This window comes from Pseudomonas sp. FW305-3-2-15-E-TSA4 (assembly GCF_058787295.1).
Map to the genome: position 1 here is coordinate 8646 of NZ_JBYSZP010000015.1, position 16382 is coordinate 25027.

Consider the following 16382-nt stretch of genomic DNA (forward strand, 5'->3'; position numbering starts at 1 on the left):
CTGCTCGCGAATGCGATCTGTCAGCCAAAGCGATGGCGACTGACACGCCCTCTTCGCGAGCAGGCTCGCTCCCACATTGGATTTCTGGCAGCCGCCAATCCTGAGTCCACCCAATAACCCTGTGGGAGCTGGCTTGCCAGCGATAGGGCCGTTTCAGCCAACATCATTATCGGTGCCGTCAGCGTTTGCACTGCGCCTGCACCACCTGGCAAGTGTTCGGCGTGCCGCCGGAGCGGCTCGCATAACGCATGCAGTTATTCATCGATTTCTTGCGCGCCATGCTCAAGGTGTCGCCCCAGGCCAAACCGCCTTCGCCGGAAGTGGGCACGGCTTTGGCGTAGCAGTTCGAGCCGTTGGTGGCGTAGCGTTTGCTCGAACAGCCGACTGTCAGCGCCAGGGTGGTGGCGAGCAGGGTAAGTAGCACCCAGGAAGAGCATTGGCGTGCGGTGATTGTGGTCATCTGGGTTCCTCGTTGGGTCATGCGCCTCAATTGCCTCGCCGACAGGCGTTGGGCATTATCCAGCAATCGACATAAGGAAGCGTCCCCAATGCGTGCACCCACACTACACCTGATGTGCGGCAAGATCGCCTCGGGCAAATCGACACTGGCCAAATCACTGGCTGAGGAGCAGCGCGCGCTGGTGCTCAGTGAGGATCAGTGGCTGTCGCGGCTGTATCCGGAGCAGATCAAATCCGTGGCGGATTACCTTCGATGTGCGCGGCAGATTCGCGGCGTGCTGGGGCCGTTGGTGATTGATGTGCTTAGCGCGGGGGTGAGTGTGGTGCTGGATTTTCCGGCCAATACCGTGGCGGATCGGCAGTGGCTGCGAGGGCTGGCGGATACTGCAAAAGTGCCGCATTGCCTGCACTATCTCGCGGTGGATGACGATACTTGCCGCGCCCGGCTACATGCACGCAACGCGCTGGCCGAACATGAGTTTGCGGCGTCGGATGCGGAGTTTGATTTGATCACCCGTTACTTTCAGGTGCCGGAGGTGGGCGAGGGGCTGGAGATTGTCATGCACCGCAATCGGCAACAGGGCTAGTTCCCACAATGATCTCAGTCTGCCAACCTGCTGCATGACCCTGTAGGAGTGAGCCTGCTCGCGATGGGGCCATGTCAGGCATCCCGCACGCTCTGCTGCACAAACCGCTCGATCAACCACCGCGCCGCCGGTCCCGGTGGCAGGTCGGTGCGGTAGATGACGTCGAACGGGTAGATGCCGCTCTGGTACTCCGGCAGGTTCAGCCGCACCAGTCGGCCGGACTGCAAATCTTCCTCGACCATCGGCAACGGCATGTTCCCCCAGCCAATCCCTTCGCGCAGCAGCATGTGCTTGGCACCCAGATCCGCCAGGCGCCAGGTGCGGTTGCTGAGAACGGCGAAGTCGCGATCCTTGGTCAGTTGCGAGCGATCGGACAACACCAGTTGCGTCAGTTCACGCCCGGCCCCCGGTGTGTTCGCTTCACCCGAAGCCAACGGATGATTCGGTGCCGCCACCGGAATCAACTCGACATTGCCGGCACCGATACGCTCGATCGCATCGATGCCTTCGTTCATTGGCCCACTGACGCCAATGATCGCCCCGCGATTGATCACCCGCTCAGTCACTGCCCCCAGCGCCTCCATGTGCAAATGCAGGGCGACGGTGGGAAACGCCTCGCGAAACGACTTCAACGCATCCACCACCCGCTGCGGCGGCAGCATCACGTCCAGCACCACATGCACCTCAGCTTCCAGCCCCTGCAACAGGCCTTTGACCTTGGCGCGCAAGCCATGCACCCCGTTGGCGATGGTGCGTGCCTCGGCCAGTACGGTCCGGCCAGCCTCGGTAAGTTGCGGTTTACGCGTGGTCTGGCGATCGAACAGCGTTACCCCCAGCTGCAATTCCAGGTTGGCCATCGAATAGCTGATCACCGATGTTGCGCGGTGCAGCTTCCTCGCGGCGGCAGCGAAACTGCCCAGTTCCACCACCGTCAAAAACACCCTCAGTTGATCCAGCGTCGGCGTGCCTGGGTCGGAAATCATGGCTGTTTCCTCGTCATATTCAGCGTAGCGATATCCTCGCTGAGGTCTATCAGCTTGTCTATTTTATAGAACGTAATGATCGAAATTAGTCGGCTATTCAGATTAGCTGGCCAGGCGCACCATTTCCTCACTTGGACGATTCATCTCGGATCGCCGCACCTTTGAAGGAAATGCCGTCATGACCACTGCCGCAAACATTGCTCCAACCGCTACTGAACAAACCCGCAATGACGTCACCCAGTCCTCGGCCTCGTTGATCGGGCGCATTCTGCTCAGCGCGATCTTCATCCTCTCCGGTTTTTCGAAACTGGCGGCGCCGGCGATGATGATCGGCTACATCGGTTCGGTCGGTCTGCCGCTGCCGCAAGTGGCGCTGGCACTGGCAATCATCGTAGAAATCGGTGGCGGCCTGGTACTGATCGCCGGCTACCGCACCCGAACCGTCGCCGCTGTGCTGGCCGTGTTCAGCGTGGTCACTGCGCTGGCGTTCCACAACGCCTTGGGCGATCAGAATCAGTTCATCCACTTCTTCAAGAACATCGCCATGGCCGGTGGCCTTCTGCAAGTGGTCGCGTTCGGCGCCGGTCGTTTCAGCCTTGACGCTCGTCGTCACTGATCACGCGCTACCCACTCCAATCGATCGAGGTCTCTCATGAAAGCCATCCGTGTGTACGAATACGGCAACCCCGAAGTGTTGCAACTGGAAGACATCGCCGACCCTGTAGCCGGCGAAGGTGAAGTGTTGATCGAGGTCGCCGGGGCAGGGGTCAACCCGATCGACTGGAAGGTGCTGTCCGGCGCGATGAAAGCGTTCATTCCGCTGCCACTGCCGTTCACCCCGGGCGTTGAAGTGTCCGGCAAAGTAATCGCCACTGGCCCCGGTGTGACCCAATTCAAGCTCGGTGATGAAGTGTTCGGCTTCATCAACATCGTCGGTGGCTATGCGAGCAAAGCCGTGGCCCCGGTGAGCAAACTGGCGCTGAAACCGCAATCCCTCAGCGCCTTGCAGGCTGGTGCCGTTCCGGCCACCGCGCTCACCGCGTGGCAAGCGTTGACCGAGCACGCTGGCGTGCAGCGGCGGCAGAAAGTGCTGATCCACGCCGCAGCTGGTGGCGTGGGCAGCATGGCGGTGCAGATTGCCAAGTATCTGGGCGCCGAGGTCATCGCCACCGCCTCGGCCAGCAATCATGCGTACCTCAAGCAATTCGGTGCAGACTACGTTATCGACTACACCACGCAGGCGTTCGATGAGCTGGTATCTGAAGTCGACGTGGTGCTCGATCTGGTGGGCGGTGACACCCAGAACCGTTCGTTCCGCGTGTTGAAACGCGGAGGCTTACTGATCTCGCCGGTCAGCGCGCCGAGCATCACGCTGGCCAATGACTACGGCGTAACCCCGATCAACTTCGCCACCCGCTCCGACGGTGCGCAGTTGTCGTTGATCGCCGAACTGTTCGATCGCGGCCACCTCACGGTCGACGTCGAAGTGTTCCCGCTGAGCGAGGCGCAACGTGCGCTCGAGAAAAGCCTGAGCCGCCGTGGTCACGGCCGGCTGGTCCTCGATCCCACGAAGTAGTTCGTCGCTCACAATTGCACTGCAGAGACCTTCCTGCTCTTCATCGGGCAAATACTGAAGTCGGGTCAAATGGTCGACCCGGCCTCAGCACGCCATCAGCAAAATCAGCACTTTGCCCGCATCAGGGCAAAACGGTTGGGTGGTGATCAGTCAGTTGGCGCACGACGATCTCCACCGCCTGATCCACGCTGACATTCGCAGTGTCGAGGCAAAGAATCGGCTGCGCCCAGGCTTCATATTCATGATTCGCCACGGAGGACCATGTCGGTGGCGTCAGCCCCATGATGTCTGATTTCCGCTGCTCAACCCGACGACGATGCTCACGTCGATCCGAGCAAATCACTTCGATGTTGAGCAACGGCGCTCCCGAGCGAGCCGCGATGTCGGCCCACGCTTGCCGGCTTTCAGCGACCGGATTAACACAATCAACCACGACACTGTGGCCAGGACGCAGGTTGTTCGCGGCCAACTCGTTGGCGACCCGGTAACCGCTGGTACCCACATCATCCGCCAGAACCCCGGCGTTGCGGATGGCTTGTTCGATCGTGTCGATACGCAGACAGGTTGCATCCAGCCGGGTCGCGAGTGATCTGGCGATGGTGGTCTTTCCGGTTCCCGGCAGGCCGCTGAAGACAATTAGCATTGGCAGTCCTTGTTCGCGGTGGTCCAGGTCGCGTTCAGAAGTGGATGAAGACCTGACTTACAAAGCCCACATCCGAACCAAGGCAAATTGCAGATCCACAGTGACGCATGTCCGGCCATCCACCCATTCATCTTCGCGAAGGCGACGTCCGGTATTGGTTTCGCGCTCGCCTTTGGCGATGACCAGGACGAACAGGCGGGTGGGGCATTCGAAAGAGCGCAACCGATCAACATCAGCCCGCACTGACCAATCGCCTTCCAGGCACTTGGCCTGCGAGACATCGCCCAGGCATTTGATTTCGGCGACCATCCTCGGCGCGCCGTTGTCGTCCAATGAGTACAGGTCCGCTTTGCGTCGGTCGCCTATCGGCAGATCCGTCCAGATCTCGATCTCATCTTCGAACCAGGCTTGCAGACTGATCTGGGCTTGAATCCAATGCTCGCGGCAACTGTTGAGTTGCAGCACTTGCTCAAGATTCTTCTCCATGCCTTGAAAGGCGCGCTCGAACAAACCGAGCCATTGAGCGGTGTCCATTTCACATTTCCTGTGTCAGTCCATTTGGGGGAGGGATTATGGACGGAATCGCCTTCAACCGAAAACTCCACATTCATCACCGAACCCTGTAGGAGTGAGCCTGCTCGCGATAGCGGTATATGTCTGACATTTACGTTGTCTGACCCACCGCTATCGCGAGCAGGCTCACTCCTACAGTGGCTCTCCGGCAGATACGGACAAAAAACGCAGCTCACGGCCCAATCGCGCAGGCATTTGCGTGCGCAGTCGTTCTGTCATATTCGGTATCAGTTGATTGCAGATAGTAGCCAGCCCAACGCTAATTCCAATGAGGCTGCACTGTGTTTCAACGTCTTGTGTGTTCGCTGTCCGTTCTGAGCCTGTCCATCGCCGCTGCCCACGCCGCCGAGCCTTTGGTGCTCGACACGCCGCGTCTGCAAAGCATCGACAACTTCCGTGATGTCGCCGGCCTGACCACTGCGTATTCCACCGCCCACGATGGCACCATGCGTAGCGGCGTGTTTTACCGCTCCAACGCGATCACGCCGTCGGCAGCGGATCTGGCGACCCTCAACAGCCTCGGCATCAAAGCCGTCTACGACCTGCGCACGCCGAGCGAAATCGCCGGCACGCCGGATACGATGCTGACCGGTGCGACCTACCAGAACATCGACATCATCGGCAGCACCACCTCCGGCGCGAACATCACCACCGTGTCGTTCAAAAGCGCCGCCGACGCCATCGCCATGATGGAGCAGACCAACCGCGCCTTCGTCAGCGACGCCGGGATGCGCGGTCAATTCGGCAAGCTGTTCAACGAACTGGCTACCACCGACGGCGCACAATTGTTCCATTGCACCGCCGGCAAGGACCGCACCGGCTGGACCGCCGCTGTGTTGCAGAGCATCGCCGGGGTCGACAATGCGACCATCATGGCCAACTACCTCGCTACCAACGACTACACCGCCGCCCGCGTCGCCGCGACTCTTAAAGCAATGCCGCCAAGCATGGCTTCGGTCTACGCGCCGCTGCTCGGCGTGCAGGCCAGGTACTTGCAGGCCGGTCTGGATGAGGTCACCGCCGAATACGGCAGCATGGACAACTACCTCAAACAAGGCCTCGGCCTGTCCCAGGAAACCATCTACGTGTTGCGCGGCAAACTGGTCGAGTACAACAGCCTACCGGGTCAGGCCGGATTGATCGGCAACGCCGCTGCCGGTGCCGAATTGCTGCGTCAATTGCAGAACAGCAACCTGTCCAGCACCTACAGCGCCTACAACTACTACCTGCAATCGGCGATTGATGCCGGCACCCTCGACGGTGTCGAGTCCCAGGTCGGTGGCCAGGTTCACGCCGACGCCGCCAGCTACCTGCTGCGCCAGAATGCAATGATCGAGCAAGCCGCCGCGTCCTATGCCAGCGGCACCGATCTGAAAGTCGGCCAATACCGTTTGTGGATCACCGCGCTGGCTGGTTACCTCGGCACCGACGGCTCGTCCCACGCCGAAAGCAGCAACGAACACAGCCAGGGCCTGATGGTCGGCCTCACCCAGCGCTTCTCCGAACAACTCAGCGCGCGCGGCGGCTTCGGCTACAGCAAAGGCACCGTCGGCGGCGCGGGTGGCGAGGCCGATACCGACTTCACCTTCTTCAACCTCGGCGCGCGCTACGGCTTCACCAGCCTGGAACGCGGGCTGTTCGTCGACGCCAACGCCAGCGCCGGCTACGTCGATTACGACAGCAAACGCGAACTGGGCGGCGGTCTCGGCGCGGCCAAGGGCGACACTCACGGCAACCTCACCGGCGCGACGTTGGCGCTGGGTTACCGCGCACCGGTCAACGGCATGATCCTCGAACCGAGCCTCGGCGTGCGCATCAGCCACCTCGACCTTAAAGGCTTCAAAGAGAAGGGCAGCGAACTGGCACTCGACATCGACGACAACACCGCCACCCGCCGCAGCGCCGTCGCCAACCTCAACGTGGCATTTGCCCCGGTGGCGATGGGCGCCTGGCAACTGGTGCCGGGCGTACGAGTCGGCTATGAACGCACCCTGGGCAACAACGACGTCAACAGCCAGGGCCACCTGCTGGGCCTCGACATCGAACAACGCGCCGCCTTCGACAACCGCGACCAGTTCAGCGGCGGCGTCAACCTGATGGCCAGTCTCGGCGCGGTCAGCGTCGGCGCAGAAGTCGGTGCCAGCGGAGGCGGTGACAGCTATGGATTCAGCGGCAGCCTCAAGGCCAGTTACGCGTTCTAAAGCAGGGATAACAACGCAAGGTCAAGGATGACCAGAATGCAAAAAGTCCCACCAAACCCGTTGGAACGGCCAACCGCCAATCCTGAGTCCACTGCATATTCCTGTGGGAGCGAGCTTGCTCGCGAAGGCGTCATGTCAGCCAACATCACCATCAACTGACCCACCAGCACTCTTGCCGATAAACCAATCAACCCCGCCCCCTCAGTTGCGCCGGACTGACCCCATACGCCTGCTGAAAATACTGACAAAACCGCCCGACATTACTGAAGCCAAAACGCAACGCCACCTCCGTCACCGACGCCGAATGCCGCTGTCCCAGCGCCTCGAAAGCCCGCTCCAGCCGCACCTGCCGCTGATACGCCACAATCGACGTCCCGACAAACCGCCGAAACCCATCTTGCAACGCGCGCTGACTGACATTGCTCAACCGCGCCAACTCAACCCCACTCACCAACTGTTCGGGATGCGCCTGAATAAACTCCACCGCCAACTTCACATGCCGCGGCGCCACCCTCGGCGCGGGCTGGCGCAACGCCTCGGTAAAATTGTGCGGCCACGCCTCCAGCACCGCATCAATCAACATCTCACGCAACCGCGACGGCATCAGCGTCCCGCTGTTGAGCAACAGATCAAACTCCGTCCCCGTCGCCAGATCAATCAACGCCTTGATCCCCTGGAACGCCGACGTGTGCAGATCCACCACCGGCTCAAACACAATCTTCTGCACAATCGGCCGCCCCAACAACGCCGCCAACCGCTCAGTCAGTTGCCCCCGATTCACCGAAATCCCGTGCTGCGCATGATTGTCGAGAAACCGCATCGAACGGATATCCGCCTTATCAATCGCCAACCCCACCTGCGCCACACCGACGGACTCGGTACGGTGGTTGAACACAATCTTGCCCGCCGTGGGAATCACGAAAGTTATCTCGTCCTGCGGGTCGGGGAAGGTCACGGTGAAATCGCCGTGGTAATGCATGCGACGGAAACTGACGCCATCGTGCCTGCCGTAAACGCCGCCGATAATGATGTTGGAGGGGATCGGCGGGGTGTCGGCGTAGCGATTGCCGAAGAGCCGGGAGAAGAGGGCGCCGAAGTCTTCGGAGTGGAGGTTTTCGGAGCGGAGGATGATTTTTTGGCGGGGGTTTGGGGACACCTTGAGGGCACCTTTGGTTGGGGCTCTTGGATAGGGGGATTGCTAGTCGCAGGGGAGGTTAGCAGCTTGGGGTGACAGGTCTGTGACGGGAATTGAGTCGAGGGAGGGGCCGCATGCTGATGCTGCTTCGTTCGCAACTTGGCCGTGGTCTAAAAAACTATTCAGGGCGCTCATGGAATTCAGCAAAAATATCCGCCATGAAATCCATGAAAACGATGGCTCGCTGAGGCAGCAGCCGATTAGCCAGGTAGACAATTTGGATCGGGACGGGGGGCGCCACGTATTCGTTAAGCAGCAATTGAAGATTGCCACTTCTCAGCCCTTCCTCATAAAGCCATTGCGGCCCCTGCGCGATGCCCAACCCTGCATTGACGTACTCACGGATCGCCTCAGGCGAGTTGACACGCAGTCGTCCGGAGATCGGGACATCCGTATCCTTGAACCGCCAGTTGGTTCCAGTGGATAGAAGGGTATAAATGAGACAGTCGTGTTTCTTCAGGTCATCAGGCGAAGAGGGAGTGCCACGTTTTTCCAAATATGCACGGCTGGCAACGCACACACGCTCGAACCAAGCCAGTGGCCGGGCTCGCATTGCACTGTCCTCCAGGTGACCGATACGAATCGCGAGTTCTACCCCCTCGTCGACCAAATTGACGTAGCGATCATTGATTTGAAGATCGAGCGACAGTTCGGGGTAGCGGCTTAGAAAACTCGCGACGTGCGGTACGATGAACGTGTGAGCCAATGCGGTCGGGCAAGCGACGCGCAGCAACCCGGACGGCGCTACGTTTCCTCTCAGTGAGGACTCGGACTGTTCCACTGAGTCCAGGATACGCCGCGCATCTGCGTAGTACCGTTCACCCTCGGGCGTGAGCATCAGCTTTCGTGTGGATCGGTGAAGCAGCCTGGTTTGCAAATGGTCTTCAAGCGCAGCGACGTAACGACTGACGCTCGGTTGCCCTAGTCCCAGATCACGCCCCGCAGCAGAAAAACTGCCTGTCTCGACAGCGCGCACAAAACAGCTCATCAGTAACAACCGGTCCATCACACCCCAATTCATGCGGATTTCGCATGAGATCTATTCTATTTGTCCATCTTATCAGTGCACTGGCATGAATACATAGTTGCTCTCAGAGGGCCAGTCGTCCATTTGGCGGCCCAAAAAGAGAGGAAATTCAGATGTCCCGTTTACAAGGCAAGCGTACCCTCATCACTGGCGGTACAAGCGGCATCGGTCTAGAGACCGCGAAGCAATTTCTCGCCGAAGGCGCACGTGTGATCGTCACCGGTGTCAATCCTGAGTCCATGGCAAATGCTCAAGCAATTTTAGGTAGCGAAGTCCTGGTGTTGCGCGCCGACTCAGCTAGCGTCGCAGCCCAGAAGGAGCTGGCGCAGGCCGTTCAGTCTCATTACGGGCAACTGGACGTTGCCTTCCTCAATGCTGGCGTATCCGTCTGGAGGCCAATCGAAGACTGGAACGAGGAGATGTTTGATCGCTCCTTCGACATCAATGTCAAAGGCCCTTACTTCCTTCTGCAAGCACTGCTGCCGACCTTCTCTAATCCTGCGTCGGTGGTTCTTAACACCTCGATCAGTGCACATCTGGGCGCCGCGAACTCATCCGTTTACGCCGCAACCAAGGCTGCCTTCCTGAATATGTCGAAAACGCTCTCTGGCGAGCTGCTACCGCGTGGTGTTCGAGTCAATGCGGTCAGCCCTGGTCCCATCGACACGCCGCTGTACGGCAAGGCGGGTATACCCGATGCCTACCGCGAGCAGGTCAATAAGGAGATTGTCGCGACTATCCCATTTGGCCGTTTTGGCACGCCTGAAGAAGTAGCCAAGGCGGTGCTGTACCTCGCGTCGGACGAGTCTCGCTGGACGGTGGGAACGGAAATTATTGTTGATGGTGGTCGCGCGCTTTAACGAAATAGGCGCGTCTTCGAGTCTGTACATCCCGCTTCCTGCCCGGAAGCGGGAGTTGTCGAAATGACAGTGTTGATGTCCATTAGGCAATACCCTCCGTGGCACCAGGCTAGCTAGCGGCCACAGAGGCCTTACGAGTTACTGCATCGGCACAACATTATCCAACGCCTGATTCACCGCCAACTCCCCGAGCATCACCACCTGCGCAATGCCCAGCAGCGTCTTGCGAATCGGCCCCTCAACCAGCGCAGCCACGTCCCCCAACATCACCGTCGCTGAACCCAGCGATTCACTGGCGTTCGCCAGCAGTTCCTCGGTGGCGATTTTGGGGTTGGCGAGGAATATGGCGTTGGGTGTGTAGGGCGTGGCCATGATCTGGCTGGAGGGGTTGAGGTAGTGGTCGAGGGCGCGTTCGGCGGCTTCGCTGAGTTTTCGGGAATCGGGGGATTCGTAGGGGGAGACCGTTTCGGTTTCGGGTGGGTTCGGTGTGACTTTGAACATGATGATGCTCCTGGGAAAACGATTAGGGAGCCATCACGCTTCGCTACCAAACGAAGGGTGGCGGCCATGCACAGGTTGGTAGACCGGCCCAGGAGCCCGGCGCGCCCTAAGACGCCCTACGCATGACCACCATAAAACAGGGACGAGAAATCGACCTCTGCATAAGGGGAGCTATGCGACCTGGAAGTGCCGGGCTACCAAACCCGATCGCTGCTTTTCAGCGACCGACCCACGATAGAACCCGCACTCTGGGCGCACAAGCCGGCGGATTCTGGCGTAGTCGTAGGCAATGGCGCAAGGCGTTGTAGCCTGGGATGACGTAACACTGGGTGTCTTTAAACGGCTCTGGCAAAACCTTAAACACGAGCGAGAAACTGACCGATGCGCGGCTTGAGCATTTCGATCGCGGTGATACGATCGTGGCGCGCCACCCACGCCAAAGCGCAGAATCGATCACCATGAAACCCAGTTTCGAAAAAATCCCCACCGAAGCCACTGCCTCGTGGACACTGCTGAACCGGCGTTTGCCGGAGGCGATTCCGTTCGAATGGCATCACCATCCCGAGTACGAGCTGACGCTGACCTTGAACAGTCGTGGCCATCGCTACATCGGTAATGATGTCGAGCCTTACGATGACGGCGATCTGATTCTGGTCGGACCGAATGTGCCACATAGCTGGTCGTCGGCGGAGCGGGTCGATGCCGGGCAACCGCATGTGGCGTTGGTGATCTGGTTTTCGGCGGCGTGGGCGGAGTCGCTGGTGACGTTGTTTCCGGAAATGGGATCGGTTCGGCAATTGCTCGCGGCGGCGCGGCAGGCGTTGAGTTTCAGTGCGGCAGCGTCGCGGGAGATTCGCCCGCTGATCGAGGCGATGGTCGAGCAGGAGCCGTCCGAGCGGTCGATCGCGTTGCTGGTGGTGTTGAACAAACTGACGCGGGACGTCGATGCCAGGCGAATTCTCTCTGCCTCGGACTCGCAGGCTGGCACTCAGATTGTTGAAGACCCGCGCATCCATCGGGTTCTGGATTACGTGCATGGTCACTACACCGAGGCCATCAGCATTCCCGCGTTGGCCGAGATGGCGTGCGTCAGTGTGTCGGCGTTCCATCGGATGTTCCGCCGTCATACGCGCTGTACGGCGCTGGACTACATCGTGCGGCTAAGAGTCGGACACGCCTGTGCGCTGTTGATGCAGGGGCACTCGACGGTTTCGTTGATTGCCGAGGCAGTGGGGTATTCGTCGCTGGCGCTGTTCAATCGCCAGTTCAAGGCGTTGAAGGGGCTGACACCTTCAGAGTTTCGGCGTCAGCACGGTCATCACTTTCAGTAAGCGGCGCGCCGCTACAACGCCACAATCGTATTAGTCGACGCGGCAAATCAGGCTGCCGCCGCCACCCTCGGAAGTGGTCCCATACCTGCACCAACAATAAGGTCTGCAGGTCCCCCGATGAGCAAATACCAGGCATTCGAGAGCGCAACGCTTCCGGAGAACTACCGCGACAGCATCGTCAGAATGAAACGCACCTTGCGCGCGCAGATCGGCGATGTACAGGGGCTGTTCGCCGAGGTCAGTGAGTTTATTGCCGGCGAAATTGCGTCGATCAAAGCGCAGGAGGCGCAGACCGGGTCGGCCTGGCCGGTGCTGGAGTTCGCTGAGATCGCCGCTGGCACAGTGACTGCCGAGCAACTGGCCTTGATCAAACGTCGCGGTTGTGTGGTGCTCCGCAATCATTTCCCCCGCGAGCAGGTGCTGCAGTGGGACCAGGGCTTGTTGGATTACCTCGACAAGAACCGGTTCGATGCGCTGTATCGCGGGCCGATTGACCAGTTTTTCGGCAATCTTGAGGCGTCGCGGCCGGAAATTTTTCCGATCTACTGGTCGGCGGCGCAAATGCAGCTGCGCCAGCATGAGCGGATGGGCACGGCGCAGGCGTTTCTCAATCGATTGTGGAAGACTCATTCGCACGGCCAGAACTGGTTCAACCCTGATATCAATGCGCTGTATCCGGATCGGGTGCGTCGACGTCCGCCGGGCACACACTCGAAAGGCCTTGGCCCGCACACCGATTCCGGGGCGCTGGAGCGCTGGCTGCACCCGGCGTATCTGAAGGTCTTCGACAAAATCTATAACAACGACTTCGCGGCCTACGACCCGTGGGACGCGGCGTTTCGTACCGAGGTGGATGAATACGCCTACAAGGACACGGTCAAGTGCTCGGCGTTTCGCACGTTTCAGGGCTGGACCGCGCTGTCGGACATGCAGGCCGATCAAGGCGTGCTGCACACCGTGCCGATCCCCAAGGCGATGGCCTATTTGCTGCTGCGGCCGCTGCTCGATGACGTGCCCGAAGACGAGTTGTGTGGGGTGGCGCCGGGCAAGGTGCTGCCGGTGTCGCGGCAATGGCATTCGTTGCTGGTGGAGGGGCTGAGTCCGATACCGGATGTGCAGGCCGGTGATTCGGTGTGGTGGCATTGCGATGTAATCCATAGCGTCGCGCCGGTGCAGAACCAGCAGGGCTGGGGCAACGTGATGTACGTCCCGGCGGCGCCGATGTGTGCGAAGAATCTGCGTTATACGAGGGATGTGTTCAGGGCGTTTGCGCAGGGGGCTTCGCCGAATGATTTTCCACGTGAGGATTATGAGCGGTCGTGGGTGGAGCGTTTTCCGGTGGAGGGTCTGAACTCGCTGGGGCGTGCGGGGCTTGGGCTGGAGTAGGGGAGTTTGGGAATTGGGGCCGCTTCGCGACCCATCGGGATGGTGCGATGTTTCGCTCAATCCTCTCACCACAGGTTTTTTGTTTTGTCTGGTTGAGCGGAGTGCATTTCGGACAGCAAAACGCCCAAGGGTTTGGCTCGTCCTGGATGGTTAGGACGGCGTACTGCCTTGGGCGGGATGGGGGCAGATTAGGTGCGGCCGACGCGGGCGTCAACCGCTCCTTTTCGGTTTGATCAAGCTTTGCTTTCAATCTTGTACGCCCATCGCTTTCGATGATGGGCAACGACGAGCGGAACGATAAAGCTGAAGGGCAAATCGTACAAGCCAGCCACTTCCGCAAGATTTGTAGGCAAATGCGCGGGCGCTTGTAGCCCCAATGTGGGGGTGATAACGGCCTGATATGAGTGGTTTGCCTGTTGGTGGCTGACAACGACGATGGCGGGGGCGGTTCTTGAACTTGCGGCAGCCTCGGGTTATTTGGTGACTGGGCTTACGCCGTCGCGAGCAGGCTCACTCCTACAGTGGATTTTGCAGTGTTCACGAATGTTGTGGCGGGCACCAAACCTGTAGGAGTGAGCATGCTCGCGAAAGGGGCATCCACGGTGTGTGGATTTATTCATCACCATTCTGGACACAGTGTTTGTCCAGCCGACCGATTTTTGCCGTGCGCTTGAACCCCTAACATCGTCTCCACTCCGTGAACAAACACGGTTCCCCACGAGACGGTGAACATCATGAAACTTGCAAAAATCGCTCTTCTTCTGGTCTTCGGTGGTATCGGCGCGCAAGCGTTTGCAGCTGACGAGACCGCGCAAGTCGAGGCCTACAACGCCGCCGCTCAAGCAGACATCGCCCACGTAGTGTCGATCTCCGAAGCGGCCAATCAGTGCGGCGCGGTGCCGGTGCAGATGACTTATGACGACTCGACCGGTGCACGGCATGTCGTGCAATACCAGGTGATGGGTAGCGGTTGTTCCAACGGTTGATGGTCGATGCCGGCGCTGGAGGGTCGACACTCCGGGTCTGCGGCACTAAGCGTTGGCAAGTTCCTTGGCGCCGGCCATGTCTTCATCGGATGCCAGCAGTTGCGGGATGGCGGTTTTCAGGAACTCCACCCAGGTCTTGATTTTGGCGTCGACGAATTTGCGCGACGGGTAGATCGCGAACAGGTTGTATTCCTCCAGGCGGTACTGCGGCAGTACCCGCACCAGCGTTCCTCCGACCAATCCTTCGACGGCTGATGCCAGCGGCTGAATGCCGATGCCCATGCCATTTCTGATCGCCGTGGCCATGCCGTCGGCGGTGTTGATGTGGAAGGGTGAGTCGGGGATATTCTGCGTTTCCATGCCTTGCGGGCCTTCGAACACCCAGTTGTCTGCGGGCATCACCGTGTTGACGATGCGCAGGCAGTCGTGCGCTGCGAGGTCGGCGGGTGTGGCGGGGTGGCCGCGTTTGGTCAGGTACGCCGGTGAGGCGCAGAGGATGCTGTAAGTAGTGCCCAGGCGTTGCGCGACGAAGCCGGAATCCGGCAGGTCGCGGGCGAGGACGATCGACATGTCGTAGCTTTCTTCGAGCAGATCGGGCAGGCGATTGCTCAGGGTCAGGTCGAACATCACCGTGGGGTGAATTTCGCGGTAGCGGGCGATCGCATTGATCACATAGTGGTTGCCGATGGCGGCCATGGCGTGGATCTTCAGACGCCCGACCGGCAAGATCTGGGCGGTGCCGGCTTCTTCATCGGCTTCGCGCAGGTCATCGAGGATTTTTTCGGCGCGCTGCAAATAACGCACACCGGCTTCGGTCAGGGCGAGGCGGCGGGTGGTGCGGTTGATCAGGCGCGTGTGCAGCCGGGCTTCGAGGCTCGAGACGGCTTTGGAGACGTTGGTCGTGGTAGTGTCGAGCACGTCGGCCGCAGCGGTGAAGCTGCCGCTCTGGGCCACGGCGACGAAGCAGCGCAGGGTCTGAATAACGTCCATCGTTGTGCTTGGCTCTGTGGCTGGGATGGCCATTCTAGGGTTTGCCGTGGGGAGTGTTGCAAATGTTTGCGAATGAGGGCGGGCGCATGGCGGGTGAAGGGCTTGAAGATATTCTGGCGCCGGGGCTGTCGGTGGTGTTCTGCGGAATCAATCCGGGATTGCTCGCGGCGGCGTATGCGGCGTTGACGGGGCAGAAGGTGGTGGCGCCAGCGTCGAAAATCTAAACACCACCACTGCGCAAAAAGTTGCGCAGTTGCTTCGCCAATTTCACCCGAGAATTCCCTTCAAGCCTCTCTAAACCAAGCCCTCCAGCCAAGTGCGCAAGAAGTTGCACAGTACTGCGCAACTTCTTGCGCACTTTTTTCTGTTTATCGAAGTTTAAAATGCCGGAACGCGAAGGTAATGCCGCCAACCCATTGATCCGAAATGGCTAGATGATGGCTGGCACGGAATTTGATATCCGAGCAGGTACCCGGGCAGGCAATGGTGCCTGTCGGTTGTGTTTTTTCAGGCAAGGAGAGCATCCCCATGGCAACACCAGCGTACATGTCCGTCACTGGCGAAAAACAAGGTCTGATCACTGCCGGCGCGTTCACCGCCGACTCCGTGGGCAACACCTTCCAGGAAGGTCACGAAGACCAAGTCATGGTTCAGGCCTTCACCCACGACGTGATTATCCCGCGTGATCCGCAATCCGGTCAGCCAACCGGTCAGCGCGTGCACAAGCCAGTGGTCATCACCAAGGTCTACGACAAGGCTTCGCCTCTGCTGCAAGCGGCGCTGACTTCCGGCGAGCGCATGAGCGAAATCGTTATCCAGTGGTACCGCACTTCGGCTCAAGGTACCCAGGAGCACTACTACACCACCAAACTGGAAGACGCGATCATCGTCGCTATCAACAACAAAATGCACAACTGCCAGGACCCGTCGAACGCCCACTTCACCCACCTGGAAGAAGTGCAGTTCACCTACCGCAAAATCACCTGGACCCACGAAGTCTCCGGTACTTCGGGCTCCGATGACTGGCGTGCTCCAGTCGTTTAATCGCGACTGATGGTTGTACCACCCCGGCCAGTGCGGCTGG

17 protein-coding genes and 1 pseudogene are annotated in these 16382 nt (G+C 59.6%); 10 read left to right on the top strand and 8 right to left on the bottom strand.

The features are described from left to right. Positions 1 to 178 precede the first annotated feature (178 nt). Complete coding sequence (locus AC3WMV_RS20290) at positions 179 to 460, bottom strand: hypothetical protein (protein ID WP_027613788.1); 282 nt, start codon at positions 458 to 460, stop codon at positions 179 to 181. A gap of 88 nt (positions 461 to 548) precedes the next feature. Here AC3WMV_RS20290 and AC3WMV_RS20295 point away from each other — a divergent pair, with 88 nt between their 5' ends. Next, a complete protein-coding gene (locus tag AC3WMV_RS20295) occupies positions 549 to 1046 on the top strand; it encodes a P-loop nucleotide/nucleoside kinase family protein (RefSeq protein WP_103367605.1) in 498 nt (165 codons plus the stop codon). Between the two features lie 74 nt (positions 1047 to 1120). Here AC3WMV_RS20295 and AC3WMV_RS20300 read toward each other — a convergent pair whose 3' ends face one another. Continuing rightward, positions 1121 to 2029, bottom strand: a complete 909-nt coding sequence (locus tag AC3WMV_RS20300; protein ID WP_103367604.1) for a LysR family transcriptional regulator — start codon at positions 2027 to 2029, stop codon at positions 1121 to 1123. Between the two features lie 178 nt (positions 2030 to 2207). On the opposite strand from AC3WMV_RS20300, the gene AC3WMV_RS20305 reads away from it, so the two are divergent. Then, complete coding sequence (locus AC3WMV_RS20305; RefSeq protein WP_103367603.1) at positions 2208 to 2645, top strand: DoxX family protein; 438 nt, start codon at positions 2208 to 2210, stop codon at positions 2643 to 2645. Between the two features lie 36 nt (positions 2646 to 2681). Continuing rightward, the gene (locus AC3WMV_RS20310; protein WP_103367602.1) at positions 2682 to 3605 is read left to right on the top strand and encodes an NADP-dependent oxidoreductase; all 924 of its coding nucleotides are present in this window, start codon (positions 2682 to 2684) and stop codon (positions 3603 to 3605) included. A 121-nt stretch (positions 3606 to 3726) separates the two neighbouring features. On the opposite strand, the gene AC3WMV_RS20315 is transcribed toward AC3WMV_RS20310, so the two are convergent. Beyond that, positions 3727 to 4248 (bottom strand): P-loop nucleotide/nucleoside kinase family protein, encoded by a 522-nt coding sequence (locus AC3WMV_RS20315; protein ID WP_103367601.1) that lies wholly within the window; start codon positions 4246 to 4248, stop codon positions 3727 to 3729. 57 nt (positions 4249 to 4305) lie between these two features. Next, a complete protein-coding gene (locus AC3WMV_RS20320; protein WP_103367600.1) occupies positions 4306 to 4782 on the bottom strand; it encodes a hypothetical protein in 477 nt (158 codons plus the stop codon). Between the two features lie 320 nt (positions 4783 to 5102). Between AC3WMV_RS20320 and AC3WMV_RS20325 the strand changes: the two genes are divergently transcribed. After that, positions 5103 to 7022 carry a tyrosine-protein phosphatase gene (locus AC3WMV_RS20325; protein ID WP_103367599.1) on the top strand — a complete coding sequence of 640 codons (1920 nt, stop codon included), beginning with the start codon at positions 5103 to 5105 and terminating at the stop codon, positions 7020 to 7022. Between the two features lie 187 nt (positions 7023 to 7209). Here AC3WMV_RS20325 and AC3WMV_RS20330 read toward each other — a convergent pair whose 3' ends face one another. Together AC3WMV_RS20330 and AC3WMV_RS20335 are read right to left on the bottom strand one after the other, a co-directional pair. Next, positions 7210 to 8178: an AraC family transcriptional regulator gene (locus AC3WMV_RS20330; RefSeq protein WP_103367598.1), complete on the bottom strand. Its 969-nt coding sequence runs from the start codon at positions 8176 to 8178 to the stop codon at positions 7210 to 7212. A 157-nt stretch (positions 8179 to 8335) separates the two neighbouring features. Next, positions 8336 to 9223, bottom strand: a complete 888-nt coding sequence (locus AC3WMV_RS20335; RefSeq protein ID WP_178085225.1) for a LysR family transcriptional regulator — start codon at positions 9221 to 9223, stop codon at positions 8336 to 8338. 134 nt (positions 9224 to 9357) lie between these two features. Between AC3WMV_RS20335 and AC3WMV_RS20340 the strand changes: the two genes are divergently transcribed. After that, positions 9358 to 10104 carry an SDR family oxidoreductase gene (locus tag AC3WMV_RS20340; RefSeq protein ID WP_103367596.1) on the top strand — a complete coding sequence of 249 codons (747 nt, stop codon included), beginning with the start codon at positions 9358 to 9360 and terminating at the stop codon, positions 10102 to 10104. 138 nt (positions 10105 to 10242) lie between these two features. Here AC3WMV_RS20340 and AC3WMV_RS20345 read toward each other — a convergent pair whose 3' ends face one another. Then, positions 10243 to 10605 carry a DUF6124 family protein gene (locus AC3WMV_RS20345; RefSeq protein ID WP_096796885.1) on the bottom strand — a complete coding sequence of 121 codons (363 nt, stop codon included), beginning with the start codon at positions 10603 to 10605 and terminating at the stop codon, positions 10243 to 10245. 458 nt (positions 10606 to 11063) lie between these two features. Between AC3WMV_RS20345 and AC3WMV_RS20350 the strand changes: the two genes are divergently transcribed. The 3 genes from AC3WMV_RS20350 to AC3WMV_RS20360 all read left to right on the top strand — a co-directional run bounded on the left by AC3WMV_RS20350 (position 11064) and on the right by AC3WMV_RS20360 (position 14308). Next, positions 11064 to 11936, top strand: coding sequence for a helix-turn-helix domain-containing protein (locus tag AC3WMV_RS20350; RefSeq protein ID WP_103367595.1), 873 nt, complete (start codon positions 11064 to 11066; stop codon positions 11934 to 11936). A 117-nt stretch (positions 11937 to 12053) separates the two neighbouring features. Continuing rightward, the gene (locus AC3WMV_RS20355; protein WP_103367594.1) at positions 12054 to 13322 is read left to right on the top strand and encodes a DUF1479 domain-containing protein; all 1269 of its coding nucleotides are present in this window, start codon (positions 12054 to 12056) and stop codon (positions 13320 to 13322) included. Between the two features lie 734 nt (positions 13323 to 14056). Beyond that, the gene (locus AC3WMV_RS20360; protein WP_027613803.1) at positions 14057 to 14308 is read left to right on the top strand and encodes a DUF2790 domain-containing protein; all 252 of its coding nucleotides are present in this window, start codon (positions 14057 to 14059) and stop codon (positions 14306 to 14308) included. Between the two features lie 45 nt (positions 14309 to 14353). Here the strand turns inward: AC3WMV_RS20360 and AC3WMV_RS20365 are convergent, their stop codons facing one another. Next, complete coding sequence (locus AC3WMV_RS20365; protein ID WP_103367593.1) at positions 14354 to 15298, bottom strand: LysR family transcriptional regulator; 945 nt, start codon at positions 15296 to 15298, stop codon at positions 14354 to 14356. Positions 15299 to 15384: 86 nt separating this feature from the next. Here AC3WMV_RS20365 and AC3WMV_RS20370 point away from each other — a divergent pair. After that, positions 15385 to 15471, top strand: a pseudogene (locus tag AC3WMV_RS20370) (G/U mismatch-specific DNA glycosylase); the annotation flags it as partial. A 355-nt stretch (positions 15472 to 15826) separates the two neighbouring features. Next, a complete protein-coding gene (locus tag AC3WMV_RS20375; protein ID WP_027613808.1) occupies positions 15827 to 16342 on the top strand; it encodes an Hcp family type VI secretion system effector in 516 nt (171 codons plus the stop codon). Positions 16343 to 16382 lie beyond the last annotated feature (40 nt).